At 36.5% G+C, this 25,863-nt stretch carries 26 protein-coding genes and 1 pseudogene; 11 read left to right on the top strand and 16 right to left on the bottom strand.

The annotated features are described in order from the left end of the window. Nucleotides 1-146: 146 nt before the first annotated feature. Entirely contained in the window at nt 147-1,118 is a 972-nt protein-coding gene (locus tag L3V46_RS14460; RefSeq protein ID WP_239046074.1) for a hypothetical protein, read from the top strand. Between the two features lie 297 nt (nt 1,119-1,415). On the opposite strand, the gene L3V46_RS14465 is transcribed toward L3V46_RS14460, so the two are convergent. Then, a complete protein-coding gene (locus L3V46_RS14465; RefSeq protein ID WP_239046075.1) occupies nt 1,416-2,048 on the bottom strand; it encodes a hypothetical protein in 633 nt (210 codons plus the stop codon). Between the two features lie 88 nt (nt 2,049-2,136). Between L3V46_RS14465 and L3V46_RS14470 the strand changes: the two genes are divergently transcribed. The 3 genes from L3V46_RS14470 to L3V46_RS14480 all read left to right on the top strand — a co-directional run bounded on the left by L3V46_RS14470 (nt 2,137) and on the right by L3V46_RS14480 (nt 4,247). Then, entirely contained in the window at nt 2,137-2,508 is a 372-nt protein-coding gene (locus tag L3V46_RS14470) for a DUF3144 domain-containing protein (RefSeq protein ID WP_004820143.1), read from the top strand. A 53-nt stretch (nt 2,509-2,561) separates the two neighbouring features. Then, nucleotides 2,562-2,966, top strand: coding sequence for a DUF3144 domain-containing protein (locus L3V46_RS14475; RefSeq protein ID WP_004820141.1), 405 nt, complete (start codon nt 2,562-2,564; stop codon nt 2,964-2,966). 216 nt (nt 2,967-3,182) lie between these two features. Further along, nucleotides 3,183-4,247, top strand: a complete 1,065-nt coding sequence (locus L3V46_RS14480; RefSeq protein ID WP_151957025.1) for an amidohydrolase family protein — start codon at nt 3,183-3,185, stop codon at nt 4,245-4,247. 91 nt (nt 4,248-4,338) lie between these two features. Here L3V46_RS14480 and L3V46_RS14485 read toward each other — a convergent pair whose 3' ends face one another. From L3V46_RS14485 to L3V46_RS14500, 4 genes are all read right to left on the bottom strand, one after another. Then, entirely contained in the window at nt 4,339-4,755 is a 417-nt protein-coding gene (locus L3V46_RS14485) for a heme-binding protein (RefSeq protein ID WP_239046076.1), read from the bottom strand. Nucleotides 4,756-4,900: 145 nt separating this feature from the next. Continuing rightward, complete coding sequence (gene hemL / locus L3V46_RS14490; protein ID WP_004721899.1) at nt 4,901-6,196, bottom strand: glutamate-1-semialdehyde 2,1-aminomutase; 1,296 nt, start codon at nt 6,194-6,196, stop codon at nt 4,901-4,903. A gap of 62 nt (nt 6,197-6,258) precedes the next feature. Continuing rightward, nucleotides 6,259-6,885 carry a thiamine phosphate synthase gene (thiE, locus tag L3V46_RS14495; RefSeq protein WP_239046077.1) on the bottom strand — a complete coding sequence of 209 codons (627 nt, stop codon included), beginning with the start codon at nt 6,883-6,885 and terminating at the stop codon, nt 6,259-6,261. 124 nt (nt 6,886-7,009) lie between these two features. Next, nucleotides 7,010-7,393: a DUF962 domain-containing protein gene (locus L3V46_RS14500; protein ID WP_034612218.1), complete on the bottom strand. Its 384-nt coding sequence runs from the start codon at nt 7,391-7,393 to the stop codon at nt 7,010-7,012. A 310-nt stretch (nt 7,394-7,703) separates the two neighbouring features. Between L3V46_RS14500 and L3V46_RS14505 the strand changes: the two genes are divergently transcribed. Together L3V46_RS14505 and L3V46_RS14510 are read left to right on the top strand one after the other, a co-directional pair. After that, a complete protein-coding gene (locus L3V46_RS14505) occupies nt 7,704-9,164 on the top strand; it encodes a CYTH domain-containing protein (protein ID WP_034612221.1) in 1,461 nt (486 codons plus the stop codon). Between the two features lie 177 nt (nt 9,165-9,341). Then, nucleotides 9,342-10,811 (top strand): CHAD domain-containing protein, encoded by a 1,470-nt coding sequence (locus L3V46_RS14510; RefSeq protein WP_239046078.1) that lies wholly within the window; start codon nt 9,342-9,344, stop codon nt 10,809-10,811. 91 nt (nt 10,812-10,902) lie between these two features. Here L3V46_RS14510 and tsaA read toward each other — a convergent pair whose 3' ends face one another. Then, the gene (gene tsaA / locus L3V46_RS14515; RefSeq protein ID WP_239046079.1) at nt 10,903-11,631 is read right to left on the bottom strand and encodes a tRNA (N6-threonylcarbamoyladenosine(37)-N6)-methyltransferase TrmO; all 729 of its coding nucleotides are present in this window, start codon (nt 11,629-11,631) and stop codon (nt 10,903-10,905) included. Nucleotides 11,632-11,730: 99 nt separating this feature from the next. Here tsaA and L3V46_RS14520 point away from each other — a divergent pair, with 99 nt between their 5' ends. Beyond that, nucleotides 11,731-12,510 (top strand): ferredoxin--NADP reductase, encoded by a 780-nt coding sequence (locus tag L3V46_RS14520; RefSeq protein WP_004721908.1) that lies wholly within the window; start codon nt 11,731-11,733, stop codon nt 12,508-12,510. 104 nt (nt 12,511-12,614) lie between these two features. Here the strand turns inward: L3V46_RS14520 and L3V46_RS14525 are convergent. The 4 genes and pseudogenes from L3V46_RS14525 to L3V46_RS14540 all read right to left on the bottom strand — a co-directional run. Continuing rightward, nucleotides 12,615-12,907 (bottom strand): annotated as a pseudogene (locus L3V46_RS14525) (transposase domain-containing protein); the annotation flags it as partial. Continuing rightward, a complete protein-coding gene (locus tag L3V46_RS14530) occupies nt 12,898-13,308 on the bottom strand; it encodes a hypothetical protein (RefSeq protein WP_034612234.1) in 411 nt (136 codons plus the stop codon). The pseudogene L3V46_RS14525 and the gene L3V46_RS14530, both read right to left, overlap by 10 nt. A gap of 350 nt (nt 13,309-13,658) precedes the next feature. Continuing rightward, nucleotides 13,659-16,433 (bottom strand): pitrilysin family protein, encoded by a 2,775-nt coding sequence (locus L3V46_RS14535; protein WP_239046080.1) that lies wholly within the window; start codon nt 16,431-16,433, stop codon nt 13,659-13,661. 150 nt (nt 16,434-16,583) lie between these two features. Next, a complete protein-coding gene (locus L3V46_RS14540; protein ID WP_004820123.1) occupies nt 16,584-17,414 on the bottom strand; it encodes a PhzF family phenazine biosynthesis protein in 831 nt (276 codons plus the stop codon). Nucleotides 17,415-17,601: 187 nt separating this feature from the next. Here L3V46_RS14540 and L3V46_RS14545 point away from each other — a divergent pair, with 187 nt between their 5' ends. Then, nucleotides 17,602-17,931 (top strand): hypothetical protein, encoded by a 330-nt coding sequence (locus L3V46_RS14545; protein ID WP_151802511.1) that lies wholly within the window; start codon nt 17,602-17,604, stop codon nt 17,929-17,931. 188 nt (nt 17,932-18,119) lie between these two features. On the opposite strand, the gene L3V46_RS14550 is transcribed toward L3V46_RS14545, so the two are convergent. Beyond that, nucleotides 18,120-19,511, bottom strand: coding sequence for an L-cystine transporter (locus tag L3V46_RS14550; RefSeq protein ID WP_239046081.1), 1,392 nt, complete (start codon nt 19,509-19,511; stop codon nt 18,120-18,122). A gap of 196 nt (nt 19,512-19,707) precedes the next feature. Between L3V46_RS14550 and L3V46_RS14555 the strand changes: the two genes are divergently transcribed. The 3 genes from L3V46_RS14555 (at nt 19,708) to L3V46_RS14565 (ending at nt 23,326) form a co-directional block, all read left to right on the top strand. Continuing rightward, on the top strand, nt 19,708-20,283 hold the full coding sequence (locus L3V46_RS14555; protein WP_239046082.1) for a flavin reductase family protein: 576 nt from the start codon (nt 19,708-19,710) through the stop codon (nt 20,281-20,283). A gap of 164 nt (nt 20,284-20,447) precedes the next feature. Next, a complete protein-coding gene (locus tag L3V46_RS14560; RefSeq protein WP_239046083.1) occupies nt 20,448-21,632 on the top strand; it encodes a YbfB/YjiJ family MFS transporter in 1,185 nt (394 codons plus the stop codon). Between the two features lie 335 nt (nt 21,633-21,967). Beyond that, nucleotides 21,968-23,326 (top strand): nucleobase:cation symporter-2 family protein, encoded by a 1,359-nt coding sequence (locus L3V46_RS14565; RefSeq protein WP_239046084.1) that lies wholly within the window; start codon nt 21,968-21,970, stop codon nt 23,324-23,326. Between the two features lie 157 nt (nt 23,327-23,483). Here the strand turns inward: L3V46_RS14565 and L3V46_RS14570 are convergent, their stop codons facing one another. The 5 genes from L3V46_RS14570 to L3V46_RS14590 all read right to left on the bottom strand — a co-directional run bounded on the left by L3V46_RS14570 (nt 23,484) and on the right by L3V46_RS14590 (nt 25,751). Continuing rightward, nucleotides 23,484-23,813 (bottom strand): hypothetical protein, encoded by a 330-nt coding sequence (locus tag L3V46_RS14570; RefSeq protein WP_239046085.1) that lies wholly within the window; start codon nt 23,811-23,813, stop codon nt 23,484-23,486. A 115-nt stretch (nt 23,814-23,928) separates the two neighbouring features. Continuing rightward, a complete protein-coding gene (locus tag L3V46_RS14575) occupies nt 23,929-24,390 on the bottom strand; it encodes a hypothetical protein (protein WP_239046086.1) in 462 nt (153 codons plus the stop codon). Nucleotides 24,391-24,436: 46 nt separating this feature from the next. Then, a complete protein-coding gene (locus tag L3V46_RS14580; protein WP_239046087.1) occupies nt 24,437-24,733 on the bottom strand; it encodes a hypothetical protein in 297 nt (98 codons plus the stop codon). 346 nt (nt 24,734-25,079) lie between these two features. Further along, nucleotides 25,080-25,427, bottom strand: coding sequence for a hypothetical protein (locus L3V46_RS14585; protein WP_239046088.1), 348 nt, complete (start codon nt 25,425-25,427; stop codon nt 25,080-25,082). 60 nt (nt 25,428-25,487) lie between these two features. Next, on the bottom strand, nt 25,488-25,751 hold the full coding sequence (locus L3V46_RS14590) for a hypothetical protein (RefSeq protein ID WP_239046089.1): 264 nt from the start codon (nt 25,749-25,751) through the stop codon (nt 25,488-25,490). Nucleotides 25,752-25,863 lie beyond the last annotated feature (112 nt).

Below are 25,863 nucleotides of genomic sequence, written 5' to 3' on the forward strand. Positions count from 1 at the left end.
AGTTTTCGATCAATATATAATTATAAAAATTAAGAGAATTTTAAAATTTCATCAAAAAAACATTGAAAAAATAAAATGTTTAAATATGATGACAGCGAGAATTTTTATACTCATAAATTTTAATATTTTATAATTTGGAATAATTCATGAAAATTAAATTACTGTCTATTACCATCATTTCTTCATTATTTTTAAGCGCATGTGGAGGTGATTCAGATGCTGGGGATTATACAACAAACAACGAATCTGAATGGTTTGGATATGAAACTGGCGCTTCAACTCAAGACATTAACCTCTTTACTAAAGTAAAGTTTAGCTTTAACAATAAGCAGATGTACATCAATGGTGAATATAACGTTGATGGTTCAACACAGTTCCTTTCATCAGATCTTTTAAGTGATTATCTAGCAACAGATGGGCTCTATGATGCACCTAAAAGTAAAACTGATTTGGGCTATCAATATGCAACGTTGAAATCGAAAACAGCGACAGTTTGGACATTTACACCCTATTCATCTCGTAACTATAACCAATTGGAATTAACTGAAAAATTTGAAACAGTGAACTTAACAGGCAAAACAATTAGTCCGTATATCAATGGATTTGAGCATTATGCTGGTTCAAATATAGCGCTTAGCTCAGTAGTTGGCGCTTATTCTTCATATTATGTGCAAAAACTTAAAGGCAAAACATTCCCGTCTGGATCAACGTGTTTACGATCAATTTCCTCTTCAACAAATACAAGCTTTGCTGATTTTTATTCAAGCTCTCGTCTGAATAATTACGACCCATCAAAATATTTTAAAGATGGTTATATTTCAACGACGCTAGGAAAATTCAACTTAGATTTATCCAGAGACATGCAACTGAATACATCAGTTGATGCCGTAGCTAAAATCAGCTCTGACTATTACCCAGCAAGTTATTATACTGCGGGTGAATATGACATACTTGCAAACCAAATTAAGCAATATGAACGAGATTATCAAGATGCTGTTGCTGAGTTTGGTAAAAACAGTATAAATGCACAGTTAGCAGAAGCTTATCTAAATGGCTTAAAGTCAGAATGTACGCTGTTTAACAAAACAGCAAGTGTTGCAATTGATGCTGTAAAATAAAAGATATTCTTTTATATAAAAGCACTAAAGATTTTTCATAAGTCAAAAATGATTATGTGAAGTGAATCATATTGATATTGAAAGTTCCTTCTCCCTTTGGGAGAAGGCTAGGATGAGGGCGCTTTTATGTTGATTTATGGTTTTAAAAAGGACTTATGAAAGAAGTCTACTGACTAAATCTTATTTTTAGTCAGTGCTTAAAATAATTTACTCGTTTCATTTTGTAGCTAGAAAAACAACAAAGTCAAAAATCACAGCCTATTTAACAAAATCTACAACCATCTATTTCACAACCGCCTAACGATATTTACCAAATACTTTCCAGAGATTGTTATCCGCCAAAGGATCAGCATAGCTATCATTACGTGGCTTGCGCGGCTTATCGCGGGCATCCACCAATTCAAAATCTTTTTCAGTGCTCAGCACTAAACCATTCACATAAAATCGTGTTCTTGTATATTCACTTTGTCCAAACTGAAAAATATAGGTTCTTAAATCAATAAACTCACGATGCGCAACCAAGGCTGCGCTATCATCACTGTTTAACCACTGCGACATATTTTTAATTTGGCTGGGTTCAAATTGCCCACATTTCTCAACCAGTGAAGCAATCCCACGAAAAGTTTTTGATTCTTTGGCACGGGTTTTATTAATTCGAATCCGATCTACATGAAAAAAGAACAAAGGTAAATTTAAATGGCTGGGTAATTGAGCCACATCTAGAGCCTCATCCTGCATAAAAGGTTGATACAAGGTTTGTGCCCTTTCAAGCAATCCAAGCCACTGTTTATAGTAGGCCTCTACTGCGGATTGGGTTCCATAATAAATTGGCAAACCCTCAACATTGCTCAAGTCTACAGGTGGCCAAATATTTTGGCGTAATAATGCAATATCACTTTTCAAGCTTTGTATGGCAATCGCATCTTGCATTATCTACTCCTTGAGTATTTATTAAGCTTAGGCTATTTGAGTATGCTATAGTTATATCAATGAAACAAGTCTATGAAAAGGAATGATAATGTCCGAAAATAATGATTTTTTTGAAGAAACTGAAGAAGTTGAATCTGACGAATACTTTTATGAGCGTGCTGATGAATTTATTGCTCTCGCCAATCAATTTGCAGATCAAAATCATCAAGTTTCGCATTTGACAGCACATCCTGGAAAGATCAGTGCTTCATTTATGTATGCCAATGCCCGTTATAGTATTTGGCATGCGGCATGTGCCTATAATCAAGCGCCAGATTTTAAAGCGGATCGCCAAGTCATCTTAGACTATTATGTAGAACAATTTAAACTCATGCTTGAAGATCATCTTGATGAATATCAAGAAAATTTTGACAGCTATTTTGCAAATTCAGATACAGAAGAAGTAAAGCGTTTCGTTTAACCCTTGGATTGCCTATAATAGCCCACCAATGAAATACGCTATGTGGAAAAGTCATGTCTCAAAAAATCGATGCTACTGATGTCACCGAAGAAGAAGCTTTAAATGCTGTTTTTTTTGAGCGTGCGGATGAGTTTATCAAACAAGCCAATGAGTTTTGCCGCCCAGCGAAAGGACAGCAACCTAAGCCAGAAGAACTTCGTGGACAAGTCAGCTCAGCAATGCTCTTCGCTACTGCACGTTTTAATACTTGGGTTGCTGCAAACACCTTTAAAGATGGTGATGAAATGCGTGACGCCAAAGAACAAGTCATGTCTTATATATTGCAACAATTCCAAATGATGCTTGAAGACAATTATGATGAATATTGTGAGCAGTTTGAAAATTATCTCCGTTTCCGTAAAAACGAAGATTTTCATACCCACAAACATGATCATGATGGCCATGATCATCAACACTGATTGAATTAATTCATCTTAGATCAATCAAAGCATTGATAAAATAGCCTCTTCAATGAGGCTATTTTTTTATAACAATTTATGGCGGTCATCCCAAAATAATAAAATCAACTGATTCCTCCAATGGCTTTACCGCTTAAATTTTACCAAGTGACAATATTCACCTTTTATAAAATTCATGTATTGTATTTTGATAATAAATAACAATTTGGACGTTATATGCAAGATTTGAATTTTCCAATCATTGACCCACATATTCACCAGTGGGATCCCTACAACACCCCTCATGCAGCAGCATTTGCGGTAAAGCTTTTGGGCAAGCGTCCATTCCTACTCGATAAAATGGTGCGTTTAGTCAAAGCTAAAGATTTGATTGAAACGGTTGGACTAACTGAGCACATCACCCGCCCCTATTTACCACAAGACTATAAACATGATCTTGGCTCATATACAGTCGAACAAGTGGTGCATATTGAAGCCAGTTGGGCCAAACAGAAAGGCAAAGGCGTCGTGGGTGAAACAGAATTTATTGAATCCTTACCCTTTAATGAAAATACTGTAAAACTTGGTGGCATCGTGGCTACCGCCGACCCGTGCGATCCTAATTTCAAAAAGATTTTAAAGTTACACCAAAAAGCATCTAAACGTTTGCGCGGTATCCGCCGCATGGCTGCCTTTCATGAAGATAAAGGCGTGCATAATTGGACAGATCTCCCGCACCTGTATACCGAGAAAAAGTTCTTAAAAGGCTTTGAACAACTCGCGCAACATAATCTGAGTTTTGATGCTTGGGTGTATTCTCATCAAATTCCCGATGTAATTGAGCTGGCAAAAAAGTTCCCAGAAACCTCAATTGTTTTAGACCACTTTGGTACACCAGCAGGCTTGTTTGGTAAAATTGGACAAAATACAGGCTTGTCTAAAACAGCACGTGAAAATATTTTTTATCAATGGCAAGATGCTATTGCTGAATTATCCGCTTATCCAAATGTATATACCAAAATGTCTGGTCTATTTATGCCAGTGCTTGGTCATCAATTTTATAAGAAAAAACAACTGGCCTCTAAGCAACAAATCATTGATCTTGTTGCACCACTGATTCTGCATGCTTTGGAAAGTTTTGGCACCTATCGGGTAATGTTTGCTTCTAATTTCCCAATGGATCGGGTCAATACCAGTCTAGTGAATATCATTGATGCGTTTAGTGATATCGTGATGCAATATGATGAAAATGCACTGGAAAATATCTTCCACCATAATGCCAAACAATTTTATCGTTTGTAATTTTACAAGATAAAAGAGGTGTTTATTTAAACACCTCTTCAAACTTATTTACTGACTTTACCTATACGCATAATTTTTTAACTATAGAAGTTTAATTACATTGAGCAAGAAAGGCTTGAATTGCATGTCGTGCAATTTCAGCATCTTCAAATGATTTCACTCCAGAAATACCCACTGCACCAACCAACTGACCTTGATACAAAATAGGCTCACCACCTTCCAACATCCCTGAGCCGCTCTGCATGGTTAAAAATCCCATTTGACCATTTTTGATAAGGGTCTCATATGATCCCGACGGTCTACGACTTAATGCAGAGCATCTGGCTTTGTCCAAACAGAATTTCGACGTCAATGCAGAAGCGCCGTCCATACGCTTCATTGCCAATAAATTGCCCGTTTCATCAACGATGGCAATACTGACATTAAAAGCATGATCAATTGCATATTGATGTGCTTTATTCAATAAAAACTCTGCATCAGATAAGGTTAAATAGTGTTTGGTTTGCATATTTTCTTCCTGAATTATAATGTCTAAAATCACAAAAAAGCCTGTAGTCCTTAGACTACAGGCTTTTATTCTAAATCAAACTTGATTCAAAAAGACTGTCCATTCTGCTCATTTATTCAAGCAATCGAAGCGGCCTTAAATCCCCTTAAGCTTGCATTTCAGCAAAGACTTGTTTAGCCATATCAATAGTAAACTGAATATCTTCATCACTGTGTGCAGCTGAAATAAAGCCTGCCTCAAATGCAGATGGAGCAAGGTTTACACCACGATTTAACATCCCGTGGAAGAATTTACGGAATGCTTCAATATCGCATTTTAAAATATGGTCAAAACTGCTAATTTCGGTTTGATCAGTAAAGTAAAGGCCGAACAAACCACCAGCTTGTTGAGTAAAGAATGGGATTCCAGCTTCATCCGCAGCCGCTTGTAGACCCTGTAATAATTGATCTAATTTTGCAGACAAATCAGTGTAGAAGTTCGGTTGGCGAAGGGTTTCAAACATTTTGATCCCTGCTCGCATAGCCAATGGATTACCCGACAAGGTTCCTGCTTGGTAAACCCCACCTAAAGGCGCGATACATTCCATGATTTCACGTTTTCCACCAAATGCACCGACTGGTAATCCAGCACCAATGATTTTACCCAAAGTCGTTAAATCAGGTTTTACATTATAATATGCTTGCGCACCACCGAGTGCTACACGGAAACCGGTCATCACTTCATCAATAATAAATACTGATTTGTATTGATCACATTGTTCACGAATCGTTTCTAAGAAACCTTTGATTGGTTTAACCAGATTCATATTTCCAGCAACAGGTTCAACAATCACCCCTGCAATCTCTTGACCATATTTCGCAAAACAAGCTTTAACAGCTTCAATATCATTATATGGCAAGGTCACCGTATGCTTGGCAAAATCAGCAGGTACACCCTTTGATGTTGGCTCACCCATGGTCAACATGCCTGAACCCGCTTTAACCAATAAAGAATCTGAATGTCCGTGATAGCAACCTTCAAATTTCACAATCATGTCACGACCTGTATAACCACGCGCCAAACGAATAGCGGTCATGGTTGCTTCAGTACCTGAGTTGGTCATACGGACCAATTCAATTGATGGCATGATCTCACAGATCAAATCAGCCAGTGTGGTTTCATGTACCGTCGGTGCACCAAAGCTTAAACCATCAACTGCTGCTTCTTGTACTGCTTGGATAATATCGGGATGCGCATGACCTAAAATCATCGGCCCCCAAGAACCCACATAGTCCACATAGCGCTTGCCGTCGACATCGTATAAATAAGCACCTTTGGCTTTTTCGATAAATACTGGCGTACCACCCACCCCATTAAACGCTCGTACTGGAGAATTCACTCCACCTGGAATATGTTTACTGGCTTGTTTAAACAATTGCTCTTGTTTTGGAGATAGGCTCATAAATCGACTCAATCCTGTAGAATACTAAAATTTCAAAATGATATAAAAAATCACGATACAAATTAAGATTTTGCAGTTTCTGCAAATAACTGTGCCCAAGCTGCGACACGGGCAGGAATATTTTCAACTGATAGAGCTAATATATCACTAATCACTGCGCAAAGGTCAGCACCAGCCTCAATCACAGCTTGAGAATTTTCAACCGTTAAACCGCCAATGGCACAAATAGGTAAATCAAACTTTTTAGATGCCTGCTGTAATGCTGCTAGACCAATATTACCTGCTTCTGGTTTGGTCGATGTTGCATAAATTGCGCCAAAAGCTACATAGCTTGCTCCTTCAGCGATTGCTTTTTCAGCCAACTCAATTGAGTTTAAGCAAGTTCGCCCAATGATGACACCTTGTGGTAAACGTTGCACTGCATCTGAAATTTCACCATCAGACTGCCCAAGATGCACACCTAAACTAAATTGTTCAGCTAAATCTAAATCATCATTAATCAAAAATGGTGTCTGATACTTTTCACACAGTTGCTTGATCTGCTTCACTTCATTGGCTTGGTCAGATTGAGCTACTTTTTTACGGCGATACTGAAGAATAGCGACTTGCTTAGTGCTTAAAGCAGCTTCGAGTTTTTCTAATAATAATTGGATTGGATCGTCGTTGGTAATCAGGTAAAGACCGCGCATTCAATATTCTCAAACAATCAAATAAATGGATTATAAGCAAGTTTTCTCAGCGAAGACGTGACAAAAACAAAAAAGCTTAGAAATCTCTAAGCTTTTTTGTTTAATTTTTACCATGCTGGCAAGATTAGCTCTCAATTTTATCTAGACTACGGTCTTTTAAACTTAAATTGCCACGTACAATATCGGAAAGCATACGCCAGTCAGAAATAAAACTATAAAGAGGCTGCTTAAAGCTTGCTGGCTTATTTTTCTCAAATACAAAATGCCCCACCCAAGCACATGCATAGCCAGAAAGCAGTCCATAGGCCACATATTTTGCTTTACGTTGACGAATTGCTTTGCTAAAGAAATAAATACCGACACTACTTCCAGCTGCATGCAAACGGCGACTCATCATGCTACGGTGTTCAGTTAAATAAAAACGATAAAATTCTGAATAGTTTTTAATTGGTAATTCAAACTTCGGGTTTTGCTCTAATTCCGATTTAGGCTCAACATACGCGTTCATGATCAATCATCCTGTTTTATTTTTAATCAGCTTAGTTTATTTTATGCTGCAATAACAGCCAAATTCAATATCAAGTCTGTTGACAATTCATCTATATTTGCGAATTCAAGTATTGCCCAGACCATACCAGTCACGAAATAGGAAATTTTGTCATTCTAAATATTTAATTAGTAACGATATAGCGGTAAAAAATACTCAAATGGCATGCTATACAAGTCTTCTGATGACACATTTTAAGTTACAATGCCAGATTAAACATTCAAGAATGTTTAACTCTCTAATAACCATGATTAACACTTAGGACCCTCACATGCTTGAAGTTGAATTAAAGTTTCAAATTCCGGAAGCCCGCCGCAATGCACTCCTTAAAGCATTAGATCCTAAAAAATCCCAAATTATTCAATTACAAGCAAAATACTACGACACACCTGATCGTCAGATGTCCCAACACGGCGCTGCACTACGTCAACGCTTAGAAGGGACGCGTTGGGTACAAACATTAAAAGCAGCGACTAAAAGCCATTTACAACGCTTTGAAGACAATATTGATTTAGGTGAGCTTGCTGAAGCCCCAAGTTTAGATATTGATATTTACCAGAATAAACCCGAAGCACTTGCTGTTTTAAAAAATGCATTGGGGGATAAGTTTGACGAACTCCAATTACAATTTGAAACTGACATCCAACGTACCATCCGTGTGATTCAGTTTGAAGATGCTGAAATTGAAATCAGTCTCGATATTGGTGAAGTCCGAACTGAAACCTCCAAACAAGAAATTCATGAAGTAGAATTTGAATTAAAAAGTGGCTCAATTCAATCACTTTTAGCCTTTAGTTTTGAATGGGTTAAAAAGTATCACTTATGGCTCGATGTACGTAGCAAGGCTGAGTTTGGACACTTATTGACTGTGGATCAAAAAGTCAGCCCAGCACAGCTCAGCAAAGAAACCATTTTAAATAAAAAAGACACTGCAGATAAAAATTTACGTGTGCTTATTGCCAGTCAATTACAACATTTATTGCCAAATATTGCCGCGATTTCTGCACAAGTTGCCCAGCCTGAACATATTATTCAAGCGCAGACTGCCCTACACCACTTACATTTAAGTCTTTCTCTATTTAAAGATTGGACAGATACCAAAACGGATAAATGGTCACATCAACTCTCAGCGTTTGAGAGTCATTTTAAAAACTTACAGCATTTTGAACATATGCAACGCACATTAGGTGCGTTACTGCAAAATCCGAAAACAGCACAAAGTTTAGATCGGGATATTTTGTATGCCAATGAAAAACTCATCAATTTGGTCAAATCGACTCAAAATGTGCAGCACTATTTAGAATTACTCATGTTCAGTTTAGGACAGTCTGCGAAAGCGCCAACCCATGACTTAAAATGGTTTGCGCAAAATACATTGCAAAATCAGTATCGACAGTTACAAGAAAGTTTAAATGAAGCTGATCTATCTGACCTTGAAAGTCTAGAAGCGCTGGCTCAGCATTTAAATGAATTAAAATTTAGCTTTCCGATCCTAACCAATATCTATGATGTTAAGAACTTACAGAAATATGCGAAATCTTTAAATGATGCTCAACAAGCATGTGAGCAATATCAAGTGCTTGCTTCATCATCTTCTTACCTACAACAAACCGACCTTGAAGCCAGTGATTGGTTTGCCTTAGGCTGGCTTACCGCAAAACAAGAAGCTTATGCGGAAAAACTGCTTGAAGCGACGGAACAGTTCTTGGTCAGTCGTAAATTTTTAAAATAAATCAGCAGCGAGAAGAGATGGTTTTATTGAATAAAATCATCTCTTTAAATACTGCATAAAATTGAATATTTGTAGTCGCGTGAGTATTCACGTTGCGAATTTGTAATCATTCATTAAAAACTCAAAAAAAACAATTTATCGGATTAAAATCGAGAAAATAAGAATGGAACGATAAGCATGTTTGAAATTGAATTGAAATTCCAAATACCTGAAGAAAAGCAAGAAATGCTCATTAAAGCGTTTCAAAGAAAAGATACCAATATTCAGCACTTACAAGCCAAATACTATGATACAGCACAATTTATTTTGTCTGAGAATTCCATTTCGCTTCGTCAACGCCTTGAAGATGATCAAGAAAAGCAGCAATGGGTACAAACCCTCAAACTTCCAACAGAACAAAGGCTTAAACGTGCAGAATTTGAGGAAAACATCGGAAGCGCGGAAACAGGATTAGATCTAAAAAATTATCTCAGCAATAAGCATATTGCTAAAAATATTAAACACTTATTAGAGCAACATAAAGACGGATTAGAAGTCCAGTTTCAAACAGACATCGAAAGAAAGCTCAGCTTATTTAAATTTCAAAATAGTGAAATTGAAGTCAGTTATGATCACGGTCATATCATCGCCCTTCAACAGCGTCTCGCATTACGTGAATTAGAATTTGAACTGAAACAAGGCACTGTTCAAGATCTCATTTCTTTTATCTTACCTCGGATGAAACGCTATAACTTATGGCTTGATACCCGTAGCAAAGCACAGCAAGGTTTTCAGCTTGCACAAAACTCTCCAGACAATCCCGTACAGTTGCAAACGCCACTTGTTCTTGATTCAAAGGATCATCCTGAGAATGCATTAAAAAAGATCGTGAATAATTGTCTATCTCATCTACTCCCCAACAGTACAGCAATTGCATCTGGAAACTTTAATTCCAAACATATTCATCAGGCACGTGTGGCAATTCGCCGCTTAAGAAGTGCTTTAAAAACCTTTTCCAATTGGTCTTTGCATATCGACCCCACTTGGCAAACCCAGTTAACTGAATTGTTTAGGCAACTCGGTTCGGCTCGTGATTTAGATATGATTCGAGAGGAGTTATTACCTCAGCTTGAAGCTGCTGGTGCACCTAAGTTTAAACTTCCAGAACCACAAGATGTCGATTCGCAAAAATTAACCAAACTGTTTAGATCTTTTAATTTTAATTATTTGGTCCTATCCCTCATTCAATTTATTGCCCAAGAATCAAGTGAAAAATCTCAAATAGCTGTACATAAAGCAGCATTTAAAAAAGTTAGACAATTACATCACAAAATTCAAATTGATGCAGAAAACTATTTAAATTTAGACATTGAAGCACGGCACCGTACTCGTAAAAACTTAAAGCGTTTGCGTTATAGTATTGAGTTTGTTGCATCATTATCGGATAAAAGCCAAGTCAAAAAATATTTAAAAGCCATTAAACCTGCTCAAGAAAGTTTAGGGCTCTACAATGACCTGATTGTTGCTGAAGATGTGTTAAAAAAATTGGTCAAAACAGAACCCCAAGTCTGGTTTGCTTTGGGCTGGATTGCCGCAGAACAGCAACGGCTTTTGTTGAAATCACAACAAGATTTGCTGCAGTTTGCCAAGACAGCAGTTTTAGAGTAATTGTAGATACTATCCTGCTCTTTAAACCGAGATGCTCCGATCACAGCGGACAAAAGCGCATAAGTTTTAAGCAGGATATGGAATCACGTTTTCAATGATTAAACGACTCAATGCCCTGAATCAGGATCGCTTCTTCAGCACAGCTAAATTTAATATTAAATTGCCCAAAACGCATCCCATAAATACGTGCATCATCATGCTGATAAGCTGGTCGAGGATCTAAAGCCAGTACAGACTCAAGTTCAGCGATATATTTTGGGTCCATATCAGCTGTTTGAAGAAATTTACTTTTTAATTGCTGTGCATGCTCAGACCAAATAACCTGTTTACGAACAGGTTCATACTGGGCATAACCACTTTGCGCTGCATCCACAGCATCAGAATAATGAATATAAGGTTTAATATCGACAATCGGCGTACCATCTAAAAGGTCACTGCCTGTCACATATACACGAACAGCATTCCCCTCTTTTTTGACAGCTTTAAGTTGTACTACAGATAAACCAATCGGTGCAGGGCGATACATACTGCGTGTTGCAAATACACCAATTTTTTTATTTCCACCTAAACGTGGAGGTCTCACTTGAGGACGGAATTTATCTTTATCTTGTTGATTTTTATTGTCATGAAACTGCCAGATCAACCATAAATGACTAAATTCCTCGATTCCCTCAAATGCTTCCAAGACATTGTAGGGTGCATGCATTTCGATAAAAGACTCCACCTGAACCAGATTTGGTTGTCGAGGAATACCAAATTTTTCAACATAAGGAGAACGCATAATCCCAATAATCGGGAGACTTAACTCAGTCATAATCATTTTTTCTGATAAGTTCAATTAAATATATTCAGTTTATCGAGAATGATTTTAGATTAGAATAGCAGGCTGTTCTAATTTGATAATTTATTGAGACCTTTAATGGCTGCTTTCAACGTCGAAAAGATTACTCACGTACACCACTGGAATGACACTCTATTCAGTTTTAAGACCACACGTGATACTGCATTACGTTTTAAAAATGGTCAATTTGTGATGATTGGTCTTGAAGTCAATGGTAAGCCTTTAATGCGAGCATATTCTATTGCAAGCGCTAACTACGAAGAAGAATTAGAGTTTTTCTCGATTAAAGTGCCTGATGGTCCTTTAACTTCTATTTTGCAAAAAGTAAAAGTTGGTGATGAAATTCTAATTTCTAAAAAACCTACAGGTACTTTAGTGCTTGATGATTTGAATCCGGGTAAAAACTTATACCTTCTTTCATCGGGTACAGGGCTAGCACCATTCTTATCAACGATTCGCGATCCAGAAACCTATGAGCGTTTTGAGAAAGTTATCGTGGTACATGGTACACGCTTTATTTCTGAATTGGCTTACCAAGACCTGATTCTCAACGAACTTCCAAACAATGAGTTTTTTGAAGAGCTGGGTATTAAAGACAAATTGGTTTACTACCCAACTGTGACCCGTGAAGATTTCCATACGCAAGGTCGTGTAACCACTGCGATTGAATCTGGTGCCTTATTTGAAAAAATTGGCTTGCCACGTTTTAACCCAGAAACTGACCGTGCAATGCTTTGTGGTAGCCCAGCATTCCTTGACGATGTTGTCGAGCTCCTTGACCAACACGGTCTGAAAGAATCCCCTAAAATGGGCGTTTTAGGCGACTACGTGATTGAACGCGCTTTTGTTGAAAAATAATTTATTTTTCAAGCAGCGTTAAATTGAAAACCGAGGTTGAATACCTCGGTTTTTTTGAATTTAATGAATATAAATTAGTACAGCTTTTTGAACCTCACTTAAGTTCAAGCAGGATTCCACTTATACAGCAGTAATTCTTCGATATCTTTCATTTCATGAGTCAATAATCTTGAAAGTACATCTATTAAATAGGCATATCCAGACCATTAAGCTTAGCCAACTGGATTAAAGTCATAATATTTTCTGCTCTCTGCCCATTTATAAGTAAGCCTGCAAACAGTCATTTCTTACATCCCAAAGCCCACAGATTTATTTGATATTCAATCCAGTTATTGTCAATTCTTGATAAAGGAAAAATTTCAAATATCTAACATAAACTGTATTATATTAATTTCGCATTTTTACAATACAATCTGAAAATAAAATTACAATTTCTGCACCAGCACTAGGTTCCAAATAAAGTAGGGCTAAATCATTTGATTTAATTTTTTCGACAATTTTTCTTAATTCATCATTCGACCAATATGTTGATGAATCAGAATTTGAAGAAACCCATTTTAATAATTCAAATATTTCATCGTGACAAAAATTATCTTTTTGATAATTAATTACTCTAGAAATAATGTTTTGTTTTCCAAAATCTAATACCCTATATTCTAAAACTCCTTTAAATACTAATTCATATCTAACCTCATAATCTATTCTCACAAATAGTATAAGGATATCTTGTTTATTATCAAAGAATACCCCTTCAATTACACCATCATGAATTATTTTTAATAAATTTTTTAAACTCATAAAAAACTCTAATTTTTACCTAACATATTTATCTTTATCAGGTTCATACGGTCTTCCAGAACCTCTAATAAGCTTACCAATAACACTTCTTTTCGAATCGTGTACATGTGGAATACCTGAATCATAATCTATATCCAAAGCTCTCGATTGATCATGTGCTTGATCAGTATAGATATAGGCTTCTATTATTTCATAACTAAGAATAAACTTGTTCTAATTATTGTCCCGATATACTCAGTAAATTTTCAATCATTGACATTGCCATGGCTCATTTTTATTGATTTTGTATCGTTATAAAAAAAGCCATACACATGTATGGCTTTCCTTGAGTGATTCAATAATTTAAATCATCAATTTAGATTTTTCTGAGCTTGACCATATTGGTCAGCCATCACTTCAACCAATTGATCAGGTTTAATGTACTTCTTAATCACAGCATCCACATCTGCTTTGGTCAGTTGAGCAAACTCTTGATCTCTTAAAGCACGACTATCCATTTTCTTATTGCGTTCAAGCTGGCTGTTTAACATACGATGAATCACACGCTCATCTTCTAAAGACGTCACACGTTGCTTCATGATATTGGCTTTAGCCGCTTCCAACTCCTGACTGGTTACTCCAGTCGCTAATAAGTCATTCAGCACTTTACGCACCACTTGCGATACTTCAGCAGATTTACCTGCTGTGTAATTGGCTTCGATCGACAATGCACCCGCTTCATTAAAAGAGTCTAAGTTTAATTGGCTACCAAAACCATAGACCAACGCATTTTTTTCACGAAGCTCTTGTCCTAAACGTGAAGACAATTGCGAGTCACCCAAAATATAACTAAAGACAATCAGTGCTGCGGCATCTTTATTGTCTACACCTACAGGCAAGGTCTGCAAAGCTTGATAACTACCAAACTCACGCTGCTCTGAAAGGGCATGCACTTTCTGCGCTTTATACGTGGTAAATTCTGTTGATAGACGCTGATAAGGTTGTTTAGCTGACCAATTGCCAAATTGTTGCTCAAGTAATTTCTTGATCGGTTTTGCATCATACTGCCCAGTGATAGCAATAAAGGCATGGTCCATTGCAAAGTATGTTTTATATAAATCAATAACTTGTTGGTTGGTTGCTGCTTGAATCTGTTGTTTAGCCAACTCTGGTTCAAAATGATAACGTAAATCACCCGGCTGATAGGTTTCAAGTAAGCGTGCAATGGTTAAAGAGGATACTGTTTCAGGCTCAGTATATGGTCGATCCAAACTAGATAAGCTTTGTAATTTAATTAAATCAAATTGTGATTGTTCAAATTTAGGGCTCTTCATCACCGACACGATATATTTAAAGAACTCTTCAAATTTTTCTTTTTTCGCTGAAATTTGAATAGTAATCCCGTTATCCGATGCCGTTGCCGTTGCTCCACCACTTGCTTCAATGGTTTTATCTGCAATGTTCTGTAAACTATATTGCTCAGAAGCACGTAATAATAAATAAGCCGTAAAATCGAGGATTTGTGCCTTATTCATTAAAGATTCAGCTGTACCAAAATTAACCTCAATGGTTGCATAGGTTTTATCATCACGTGTCGAGGTTGGGAATAAAGCATACTTCATCCCATTTTTTAAAGTGCCACGTTGAATCTTTTTCTCTGTTGCAGTTAAATATTGTTTCGATTTTTCAACATATTGAGCAACTTCGGCTTGATAAACACTGACATCTTTTAACGGTTCTACAGCAGCAGCTTGTTGATCTAAAGTTTTTGGTTTTTCAGCAGCTTGCTTTTGCTCCAAGGCCTTTTTCTGATCTTCAGGTGTCGGTTGAATATCACCATTAAAACGGTGCTGCTCAGTTAAAAATGCTTTTAAAGTTGCATTAGTTTCAGCTACGCTTAACTTTTGAATGGCCTGTTGATCTTTAAAATATTGTGCCCAATTGCCATGTGATGACACCACATAATCACTCAACATACCACCAACAGCTGCTGCACTGGTCAATAAACTCTCATTGGCGTTCTGGATCAGATTTTTAACCCGTTTTAATTCAACATCATCAAAACTTTTATTTTTCTCTACACCGGCAATCAACGCACTGTCAATTTTTTGAGCATCATGGTTTGGTGCATATATTGCCCCCATAAATACCAAGTTAAAATCATCATCTAACCATGTTGTTGACTGGACATTGGTCGCGACACCAGTTTCTACCATGCTGGAATATAGATGACCACTCGGTTGTAAGGTATATAAATATGGCGCAAGTGCTAATACCGGCTGAATTTTTTCATTCTTACCATTCATATAAATATTGAATTTGGCAAGATCACTGCCCTTTTTCACCACAAAATTACGATTTTTTATGGTTGAAGAATCAAGTAAAGGTACTGTTGCTTGTTGAGGAATCTTACGTGCAGCTATCGCACTAAAGTTTTTATCAATGGCTTTTAAAACTTCTGCTTTATCAAATTTACCAGCAATCACCATCACCGCATTATTCGGTGCATACCAGTCTTTATAGAATTTGTTCAATTCATTCATTTTAATTGACTGTAGTTCAGCAAGATCACCGATCGGTAAACGACCTAATGACTTGTTGCCATAGGCTGCTTTCCACATTTGATCCATCAGCACAGCAAAAGGCTGATCCATACGCACTTCGCGTTCGCGCATCACAATATTGATTTCTGAAGGAACGAATTGTTCTTGAAGCACCAATTTGTCCATACGTTGTGACTCTAAATAAATCACTTCGTTTAAGGTATTTTGGTCTGGACGTACAATATTGGTATATTTAGTCGAATAATAATCGGTACTGGCATTGGTCATTAACGTATATTGATCTAAACGGCGTTGAAATTCTTCGCCTTTTACATCTTGTGTGCCTTTAAAGGCTAAATGTTCAAGTAAATGTGCAAGACCACCTTTGCCTTGTGGATCATTTAATGAACCGGTCAAATAAACCGTATTCATAAAGACTTTACTTTCTTTGTCATTCGGTGCAAGTAAAACTCTAAAGCCATTCTCTAGCTTATATTCTTCGATATTATGTTCAGATTTAACCAGGATGGCTTGAGCAAAACTAGACGCACTAAAACCAAGAATACAAAGCGACAAGGTGAGTTTTTTCAACTGCATGAGCATAGGAGAATCCAGAATTTTTTAAATTTTAAACAGTTATAAGCTAAACATCTTAAGAAATTCTGAACAAAATTTATAGTAAAGTTTTGAAAAAAGAGCCGTTTATTTCAACGGCTTTTGTAATGATTTGAACATGTCTAGCTTAAAATCAATTTAAATAAAAATCTCAGCTTGCATAAATAACTGTGCATAACCTGAAATTTCGATACGTTGATTGTCCTGAAGAGCACAAAACAATTTTCCACCACGCGCTGATGCCTGATAACCGATAAGTTGTGTTTTACCCAGCTTCTCAGCCCATAAAGGCGCTAAACCAGTATGCATAGAACCTGTTACAGGATCTTCATCTATCCCTTTATGCGGGGCAAAATAGCGAGCCACATAATCATAATCGTTTGAAGCTGCGGTAATGGTCACATCATAGCCTGCAGACTCCGCAGTTAATGCGGTACTCACATGATATTGTTCTGCAATTTTTCGGATATTGGCTAAGTTTGGTGTTGCATTTATCACGTCTTGTGCAGATTCACAAACTAAAATATACGCTTGCGCATTGAGATAGACTTCTTTAAAAGGCTGATCAATGACATGATTCAATAATTCTGGATAATCGATTACTTTTTGTGGCTGGCGAATCGGGAAATTCATCTGGATCTTTCCATCCTCAGCTTGCTGGATGATAAAAATACCCAAATCTTTAACATGAAAATGAATCGTCTTCGCTTGGCTATAGTCTTTAAATAAAACAAAAGCTGAAGCTAAAGTTGCATGCCCACAAAAATCGACTTCAACTTGTGGTGTGAACCAGCGAATTTGATAATTTTCATCATCAATGCGTTTTACAAAAGCAGTTTCTGCCAAATTATTTTCTAAGGCAATATTTTGCATCAAAGCATCATCCAGCCAGTCATCTAAGACCAATACAGCAGCAGGGTTGCCCTTAAACAATTGTTGTGTAAAAGCATCAACTTGGTACATTTTCATTGTCAAAACTCCTCATTTTAATCTATTCTAAGTGATACTAAAAATGATTACAGATACAGTCTATGTTTTAAAATGGTTACAGTTAAAACTTGAGCTTGATCGTATAGACCATTTAAAATACAACTGTTTTATAGATTCATTTGAAGTTTATAACCTTTCCTAGATCAATAATTATGGAATAAGCACGATGAAAATAAGCATAAAACTCCAAAGCGTCGTTATAAGCAGCCTAATCCTATGTTCTCCACTGACTTTTGCAGCCGATACCATTTGGATTGCTGGAAGCACACATAAAGGGACAGTTACCGTACCGATAGAGAATGGCCCTAATGTGGTTTGGAAATGCGATGGTACTGTATGTCGGATGTCTGGTCCTTGGGGCAATCAACTTTCAATAGACTCATGTCAAAGTTTGGTCTCCCGAATTGGGAAAATCACCTTCTATAAAAATTCTGCTGGAAAAATTTGGACAAAAAATTCCAAAGAATTGGCTGAGTGTAATCAAGCAGCAAAATAGAACCTTTTAACGCCAGCAGGCCATCATATTTATCAGCAATATGATCGTTATAAACTGCTATTTATAGTCGTGAATACTCTGACTTGTTTTAATAAATCAGCGTTTAATGAATAAACTTGAGTTGAAAAAAAACACCTAAATGTAATTTAGGTGCTTTTTATGGCATTTAAATAATATAGAAAAATAGGTTAACTATGTTTTAACTCTTCTCTCTCATCTGAAAGTAAAATGCTTTGATCTGTCTGTCCCATCAATTGACTGGTCACAACACCTGCAGTCATCGAACCATCAACATTTAACGCAGTACGCCCCATATCAATCAAAGGCTCAATGGAAATCAGCAAAGCCACCAAAGTCACTGGTAAACCCATAATCGGTAAAACAATCAGTGCAGCAAAGGTTGCGCCACCACCGACACCTGCAACGCCAATTGAACTTAAAGTCACTACGCAAGCTAAAGTTAAAATCCAGATCGGATCAAGTGGATTAATCCCCACTGTTGGGGCAACCATCACCGCAAGCATTGCTGGATATAAGCCTGCACAACCATTTTGTCCAATCGTTGTACCAAATGAAGCAGAAAAGCTGGCAATAGACTCGGGTACACCCAAACGGCGAGTTTGTGCTTCAATATTTAATGGAATACTTGCCGCACTCGAACGACTGGTAAAAGCAAAGGTTAATACAGGTAAAACCTTTTTAAAGAATCGGATTGGGTTAACGCCTGTCAGCAATAATACGATTGCATGTACCGCAAACATGATGGCTAGACCCAGATAAGAGGCAACCAAGAAACCACCAAGATTAACAATATCAGCGGCTTTAGAACTTGCCACGACTTTCGTAATCAAGGCAAATACACCATAAGGTGTAAGCGTCATCACCAATCGAACTAACTTCATCACCCACGCTTGCAAAGTATCAATTGCAGTGACGATACGTTGCCCTTTTTCGGCATCATCTCTGATCAGGTTAAGCCCGGCCAAACCGAGCATCGTAGCAAAGATCACTACACTAATGATTGAGGTTGGATGTGCCCCAGTGAGTTCAGCAAATGGGTTTGTTGGCAAAAAAGATAAAATAAAATCAGGTACATTTAAGTCTGTAACTTTACCAATATATTCAGATTGAATTGCTTCAAGACGTGCTGTTTCCAGTGTCCCCTGTACAAGACCCGCCGCACTTAATCCAAATAGATTGACCACAAACACGCCAACCAAAGCGGCAATAAATGTGGTGATTAATAATGTACCAATACTAAAAATACTAATCTTGCCTAATGAGGATGCATTATGTAACTTAATCACAGCACTCAGGATCGAGACCAGCACTAATGGCATCACCACCATTTGCAAAAGCTTAACATAACCATTTCCAACGATATTAAACCATTGAATAGACTCAGTTAAAATTTCAGAATTTGTACCATAAACCCAATGTAATCCTAGCCCAAATATTACACCTAAACATAAACCGGCAAACACTTTTTTAGCCAGACTCCAATCTGTCTTTCTGGTTTGCATCAGCAATATGATCAAGGCAATGAATATGACAATATTCAAAATGAGCGTATAGTTCATTCGAGTTCCAATAGTTTTGATCGTTTTATTATAAGCTTATTGTGAAATATCCAATAGTCTTTAGCATTTTTTGATATTTAAGTGTTGTTTTCTCAACATGCACTATTAATAATAAAAACATCACTTTAGCGCACTCATGAATTTTTTGTATAAGCTTATACAAATAAAGACTAACACCCAGAATATAGGCCATCTCATGAATTCACACATCCAAACTGTTGAACTTTCTAAGGCTTATCGCCTGTTAAATCACGGTCCAACCGTACTTGTCTCAGCCCAGTATGAAAACCAAAACAATGTTATGGCAGCAGCTTGGGCTTGTGCCTTAGAACTTGTGCCTGCCAAAGTCAGTGTGGTTTTAGACAAAAGTACAAAAACTCGTGAATTAGTTGAAAAGTCAGGGCATTTCATCCTACAAGTACCGACACTCAAACAACTTAAACTGGTACAACAATTAGGCTCAATCAGTCAGTTTAATGATCCTGAAAAACTCTCACACTGCCATACGCCACTTTTCCAATTTCAGGGATTTCAGCTCCCTGCGGTTGAAGGCTGCGCTGCTTGGTTGATCTGTGAACTGATTCCTGAACCGCATAATCAACAAAGCCATGATTTATTTATAGGCAAAGTCGTCGCTGCGTATGCGGATGATCGTGTATTTCGCAATGGTCACTGGTATTACCATGAAGTTGGCGCTGAATGGAAAAGCCTACATCATGTTGCAGGTGGACATTACTATACGATCGGAGACCCAGTAGATGCCAATCTATAATCTATAGGCTTAATCATACATATACTGCAATAATCTCCGATTTTACCAACTGGTTAAGTTATGTGAATAAGCCCTGATTATTCCCAAACTAAATACTGATTATTTATTGTCATTTTTTTAAATTCACCTTAAGGTGAATTAACGGAAAATGGATAATCTGCACAATGACCAAGATCGGATCGAATAAAATTCAGCTGAGTATCTTTCTATGCCTGTGTATGTGTTTAGGCATTGGCATTCTCCGATTTTCCTATACTGCATTATTGCCCTCTACCCGTCTTGCTTATCATTGGGACTCCAGTTTTGCCAGTATCTTAAGCAGTGCAAATTTGTTGGGGTATTTAATTGGTGCATTTTGGGCAATGAAACTGCCTCAAAACTTTACCATGCCTCGATATATCATTTTGGCGGCATTTTCTGGAACGGTGAGTTTACTCAGTTGTGCTTTTTCAGGTCTTCCCGAAAGCTGGTATGTCTTTTGGCGTGTCATTTCTGGCATCAGTGGTGGCTTATTGATGATTCTAGCACCGAGTATCGTTGCACATTGCAGCAAAGCTGAAGAACGTTTAACCATCAACTTCATTGGCTTTAGTGGTATTGGCATCGGAGTATTATTGGCAACCCTGTTTTTGCCTTATCTCGACAGAATCAACACACAATCTGCTTGGATGATTTTATTTGCATTCTCTGCTGTCATTTGTTTGATCATTGTTTATTTACTCAATCTGTTTAAAAATCATCTAGATCATATCAGCGTAGCAAACAATCAAACGGGAACAGTCAATGGCATGTATTTTAGTTTGCTGATTGTCTATGCATCTAGTGCTTTTGCCTATGTTCCCCACTCATTGTTTTGGATTGATTATCTTAAAAACACCCTGCATCTTAATCTATATCTAATTAACTTGAATTGGATTTTGTATGGTTCAGGCAGTGCCTTAGGTGCAATCAGTGCTTACTTACTGGCACGAAAATTTGGCAATTTTACCGCATTAAAAATATTATATAGCCTATATGTTTTAGCGATCTTTATTGCGATTTTTTCAACCCATCCAATCCTTACCTATACCTCATCCTTTTTTACTGGTTTGCTTAATCCTGCTGTGGTTTTCCTTACTTCATATACCATTTTACACCTTTATCATGTGGCCTATAAAAAACTATGGAGCATAGCAACATTAGCTTTTGCTGTAACTCAATTGGTTGGTGGAATCTGTTTTAGTAGCTTGCAACATTGGGGTATCTCCTATCATCAGCAATTTATACTTGCCTCATGTGTACTCGCTGTAGGTACAGCACAATTTTTTATCTATTCTCAAACCCATCAAGCACAACTGCATAAAAGCTAAAATAAATGATCATGTTGCGTGAATCATATTGCTATTAAAAGCTTCTCCTCCCCTTTGAAGAAAATAAGGATGAGGGTGCTTTATCTTAATCTATGCTTTAAAAAAGGACAGATGAAAGAAGCCTAGTGCTTCGTTTTAGAATCGCGCCAATCTAAACACGCTAAGCATTATCCACCATAAAATAATCGGCTTTGCACGAACAAATAATTTAAATATCAATCTCAAACACATAAGTTTTAGCTTTCACTTAAAGCACTTTGCTCACAGTTATTGACCATTTGGCATATAAATTGCTCTTTGTAATGCAGGGATGGCAAAGTCATAAAGGTTTTAAGATGAATACTGAAATTAAAAAAATTCAACCTGAAGATGAAGTTTTAAGTGCGGGAAAGAACCTGACATTTGGTTTACAGCATGTACTCACCATGTATGGTGGTCTGATTGCAGCACCTTTGGTCGTAGGTACGGCGATTGGTCTAAATGCAGCTGAAATTGCCTTATTAATTACGGCATCTATTCTTGTGGGTGGTTTGGCAACATTACTACAAACACTTGGACTAAAGTGGTTTGGTGCAAAACTTCCAATTGTACAAGGCACTTCATTTGCTGCTGTCGCAAGCATGATCGCGATTGGTACAACGGGGGGAAATATCCAAACGATTTTTGGTGCTGTGATTGTCAGCTCTATTTTCGGGATATTGATTACCCCCTTTTTCTCAAAAATAGTGCGTTTCTTTCCACCGATTGTGACGGGTTCAATTATTACCATTATTGGGATTTCACTTTTACCTGTTGCAATCCGCTGGATTATGGGTGGTAACCCTAAAGCACCCGAATGGGGCTCACTGGAAAATATAGGGATTGCAGCCTTTACCCTCGGTGTACTACTTGTGGTGAGCCGCTTTGGTTCAGCCACAATGGCGCGCCTAGGCGTACTCATTTCAATTATTGTTGGTGCAATTTTTACCATCCTGCTTGGTGTTGCCGACTTTTCAAAAGTGGGCAATGGTGATTTATTTGCTTTCCCACATCTATTTGCTTTTGGTCTACCCAGCTTTGAAATGTCCGCGATCTTAACCATGTGTATCGTGACCATCGTGATCCTTACTGAAACAACAGCCAGCCTATTAGCGATTGGTGAAATTGTTGATACAAAAATGGATAGTCATCGTTTGGCAGATGGTTTAAGAGCTGACATGCTATCTTCTGCGATTGCGCCATTATTTGGTTCATTTATGCAATGTGCTTTTGTCCAAAACGTAGGACTGGTTGCCATTTCAGGTGTGAAAAGCCGTTTTGTGGTAGCAACAGGTGGTGCTATTTTAGTTGTGCTGGGTTTATTACCGGTTTTTGGACGCTTAATTGCTGCGATTCCGATGCCTGTTTTAGGTGGCGCGGGTATTGTTTTATTTGGTAGTGTTGCAGCAAGCGGTATTCGTACATTATCTAAAGTGGATTATCAAACCCAATCCAATCTAATCATTGTTGCTGTGTCGATCTGTGTCGGCTTAATTCCTTTAATCAGCCCTGATTTCTTTCATGCCTTTCCCAAAGTATTCCAAACTTTATTTCATTCAGGAATAAGCGCGACCTGTATAGCAGCAGTATTACTCAATATTTTCTTTAATCACCTTTCATTTGGTAAAAAACCAGTTAGATCTTCGGTCAAAAATGTACAAACGGCCATACATTGAGTTAAAGAAGCAGAGCTTAAATCGAAGCTCTGCTTTTGTAGAGTGTTAAATTCGATAAATTGGTAAGCATCTAACAAATAATCACTATTTCTATCTGACAACTACACGTTTTATTGTGTCTATTAAATTAATTTTAAACGACGATTATATAAAGATATTAATTATCCTTATACGCCGATTTTCTACGATCTATATAAGAATTAATTAAATATTTATTAATAATAAAATCTTCATATGCCCTTACATCTTTGATCTGCTCATCAATCATGATCAATGTATAACTATAAGATGATTCTAAATATTTAATAAAAATGATAGGCGTATTTATTAATTGAGAATCATAAAGATATGTAGAATCAAACCAACCTAATCCATCCTCATAATCTTGAATAAATGGACTTCCCCACAGCTTACAAAACTCTTTGATGTTTAAATCAGTACAGATAATCGTTTGATCGTTTCCACTTGGCCAAAATGATTCTACCATATCAACATCCTATTTTTTGACTATACATCTAACGACAGCTTTATCGCCAACGTTTTTTACTCTAGGGTTCGGAGAAAACCATAAAGTTCTTCCATCCAACCCGCTCCATTGGGTTTTACAGGAGAATAGAATTCAAATCTACTTCTTTAAGGTCTTCAATTAATACCAATAAGTCAGATTTTAATTGATCATAATCTACAGTCTTAGGTATCCTAAACAATGGATTGTTTATACGCTCAATAAACAAAGAACAATAAAGATCTCTTAATTGGTTGATTGACAGCTTTTCTATCTCTAAAGGGCTAATTAAAACATTAAAAATAAGAGTAATTTCAGGATAACCATCAATGTCTTTCGTTCTCTCTAGATTTTTTGCTGTATCAAATAAGTTTTGATTTAACTCTTTCTCTTCATACACGCTGATAACCTTTAAAACCGATAGAATTAAATTTCCACCATAATTATTATGAAATAGTGCTTTTTTATTTTCATTGTCAAAATAACGACTTATTTTATGAAGTTTTTCAAAATAAGGTTCTATTCCTGTTACAGATGTAGCAAATAATCTCATTCCCATTTCATCACCTACTTATAAATTGATTAATTTTAGATTTTTTAAAAAACTAAGGTGAATTAAGATGTTCAACAGTCATCTTTTCAGGAATATTCCAGCTTTTCTTAGAAACGATAATTGAACAAGACTCCTGAAAATCAGTCCAGCTATACTCAACAACTAAATCGTCATCAAAACATCTAAATGTAGCAACTGCATGATCTCCATAATATGAGCCAATATAGATTAATTTCGATTTATTTAGACAGCTAATATTAGCTTTTGGAATGTTTTCAAACGCTTTATGTAAATCTTCCTGAATTGATATATCAGAACAGTTTCTCAACACCATGTTTTTGTTCTTCATTTTCTCTCCAAGATACAAAGCTTTGAAATACTTTTTGTATTTCAAGTATATTTGAAAATTACCTTGTAAATCAAAAATAAAAAACAGCATTAACAATGAAAAAAAGCCACGATATAACTCATTTTCTTCATATTTCCACCATGTTTAAAATAAGCAGATAATTTTTAAATAGGTAATAATCTAATCTAAAAAATACTACCTTTTTATAATAAAACTTTTCCATAAGTAAACTTTAAAAAATATACATTATAATTTACTACAATCTAGCTCTTATTTTACATAAACGCCAGAATCTTAATTTTAGACCATCCAATCTAATGACTGGAAAAACGTTTGCCTGCATTATTTACCATACAAATCTTGCTCTACGCTTAAGTACATTCATCCAGTAATTATTGTTATTAACAAATAGCTCCTTAATTGGCCAATCAGGTGCTGTTTCTATTTTTTGTAATAAAGTTTGTGTTAAACCAAAGTAATCATCCTCATCATTCCTTAATATCGAACACAAGCCTACCGCATCATCATTACTCACTGGTAACTTTATCCTATCAATTAATGCTTGAATATGATCAATATACTCAATACCTTTTGGATCCTTCACCGCATCTTCGGACTTTGGAAATACACCAAGTTTTATTAAATTTTTAACAGCAATTTGCATAATCAAACCTCTCATTATTTCTTTGTTCATTCAGCAAAACACCAATGACTGAAACAACGCATGTTAAGGTACTAATATTAAAAGGAAAGTCTAAAATTTCACGAATAATATTGATCCAATATTTTTTGTTGAAAATTCAAAGTTATTCTGATCTTTCTCAAAAATGATAAAACCTTGACTTGATAAAAAAGCAAAAACCTCACAAATATTATCTAAACAAAGCTCTTCTTCTAATACATCAGGTAACCAACTAGTGGAGCAAAATAAAGTCTTGCTGATTTCAACGGCTTCTTGATAGTGCATTCCTTGTGGAAATAAAATAGATAACTTATCTACTAATTTTGTTTTTATCATATTTATTTAACCTTTAATTTATTCAAATTATTGATCACATTTTATATTTTAAGAGGAAATGTTTCATTGATTTCCTTGCCTCAACCCTGAGGGTTTAGTGTTATCCCTTAAC

The sequence above is a fragment of the Acinetobacter sp. AG3 genome, assembly GCF_022343575.1.
Classification (GTDB): Bacteria; Pseudomonadota; Gammaproteobacteria; order Pseudomonadales; family Moraxellaceae; genus Acinetobacter; species Acinetobacter guillouiae.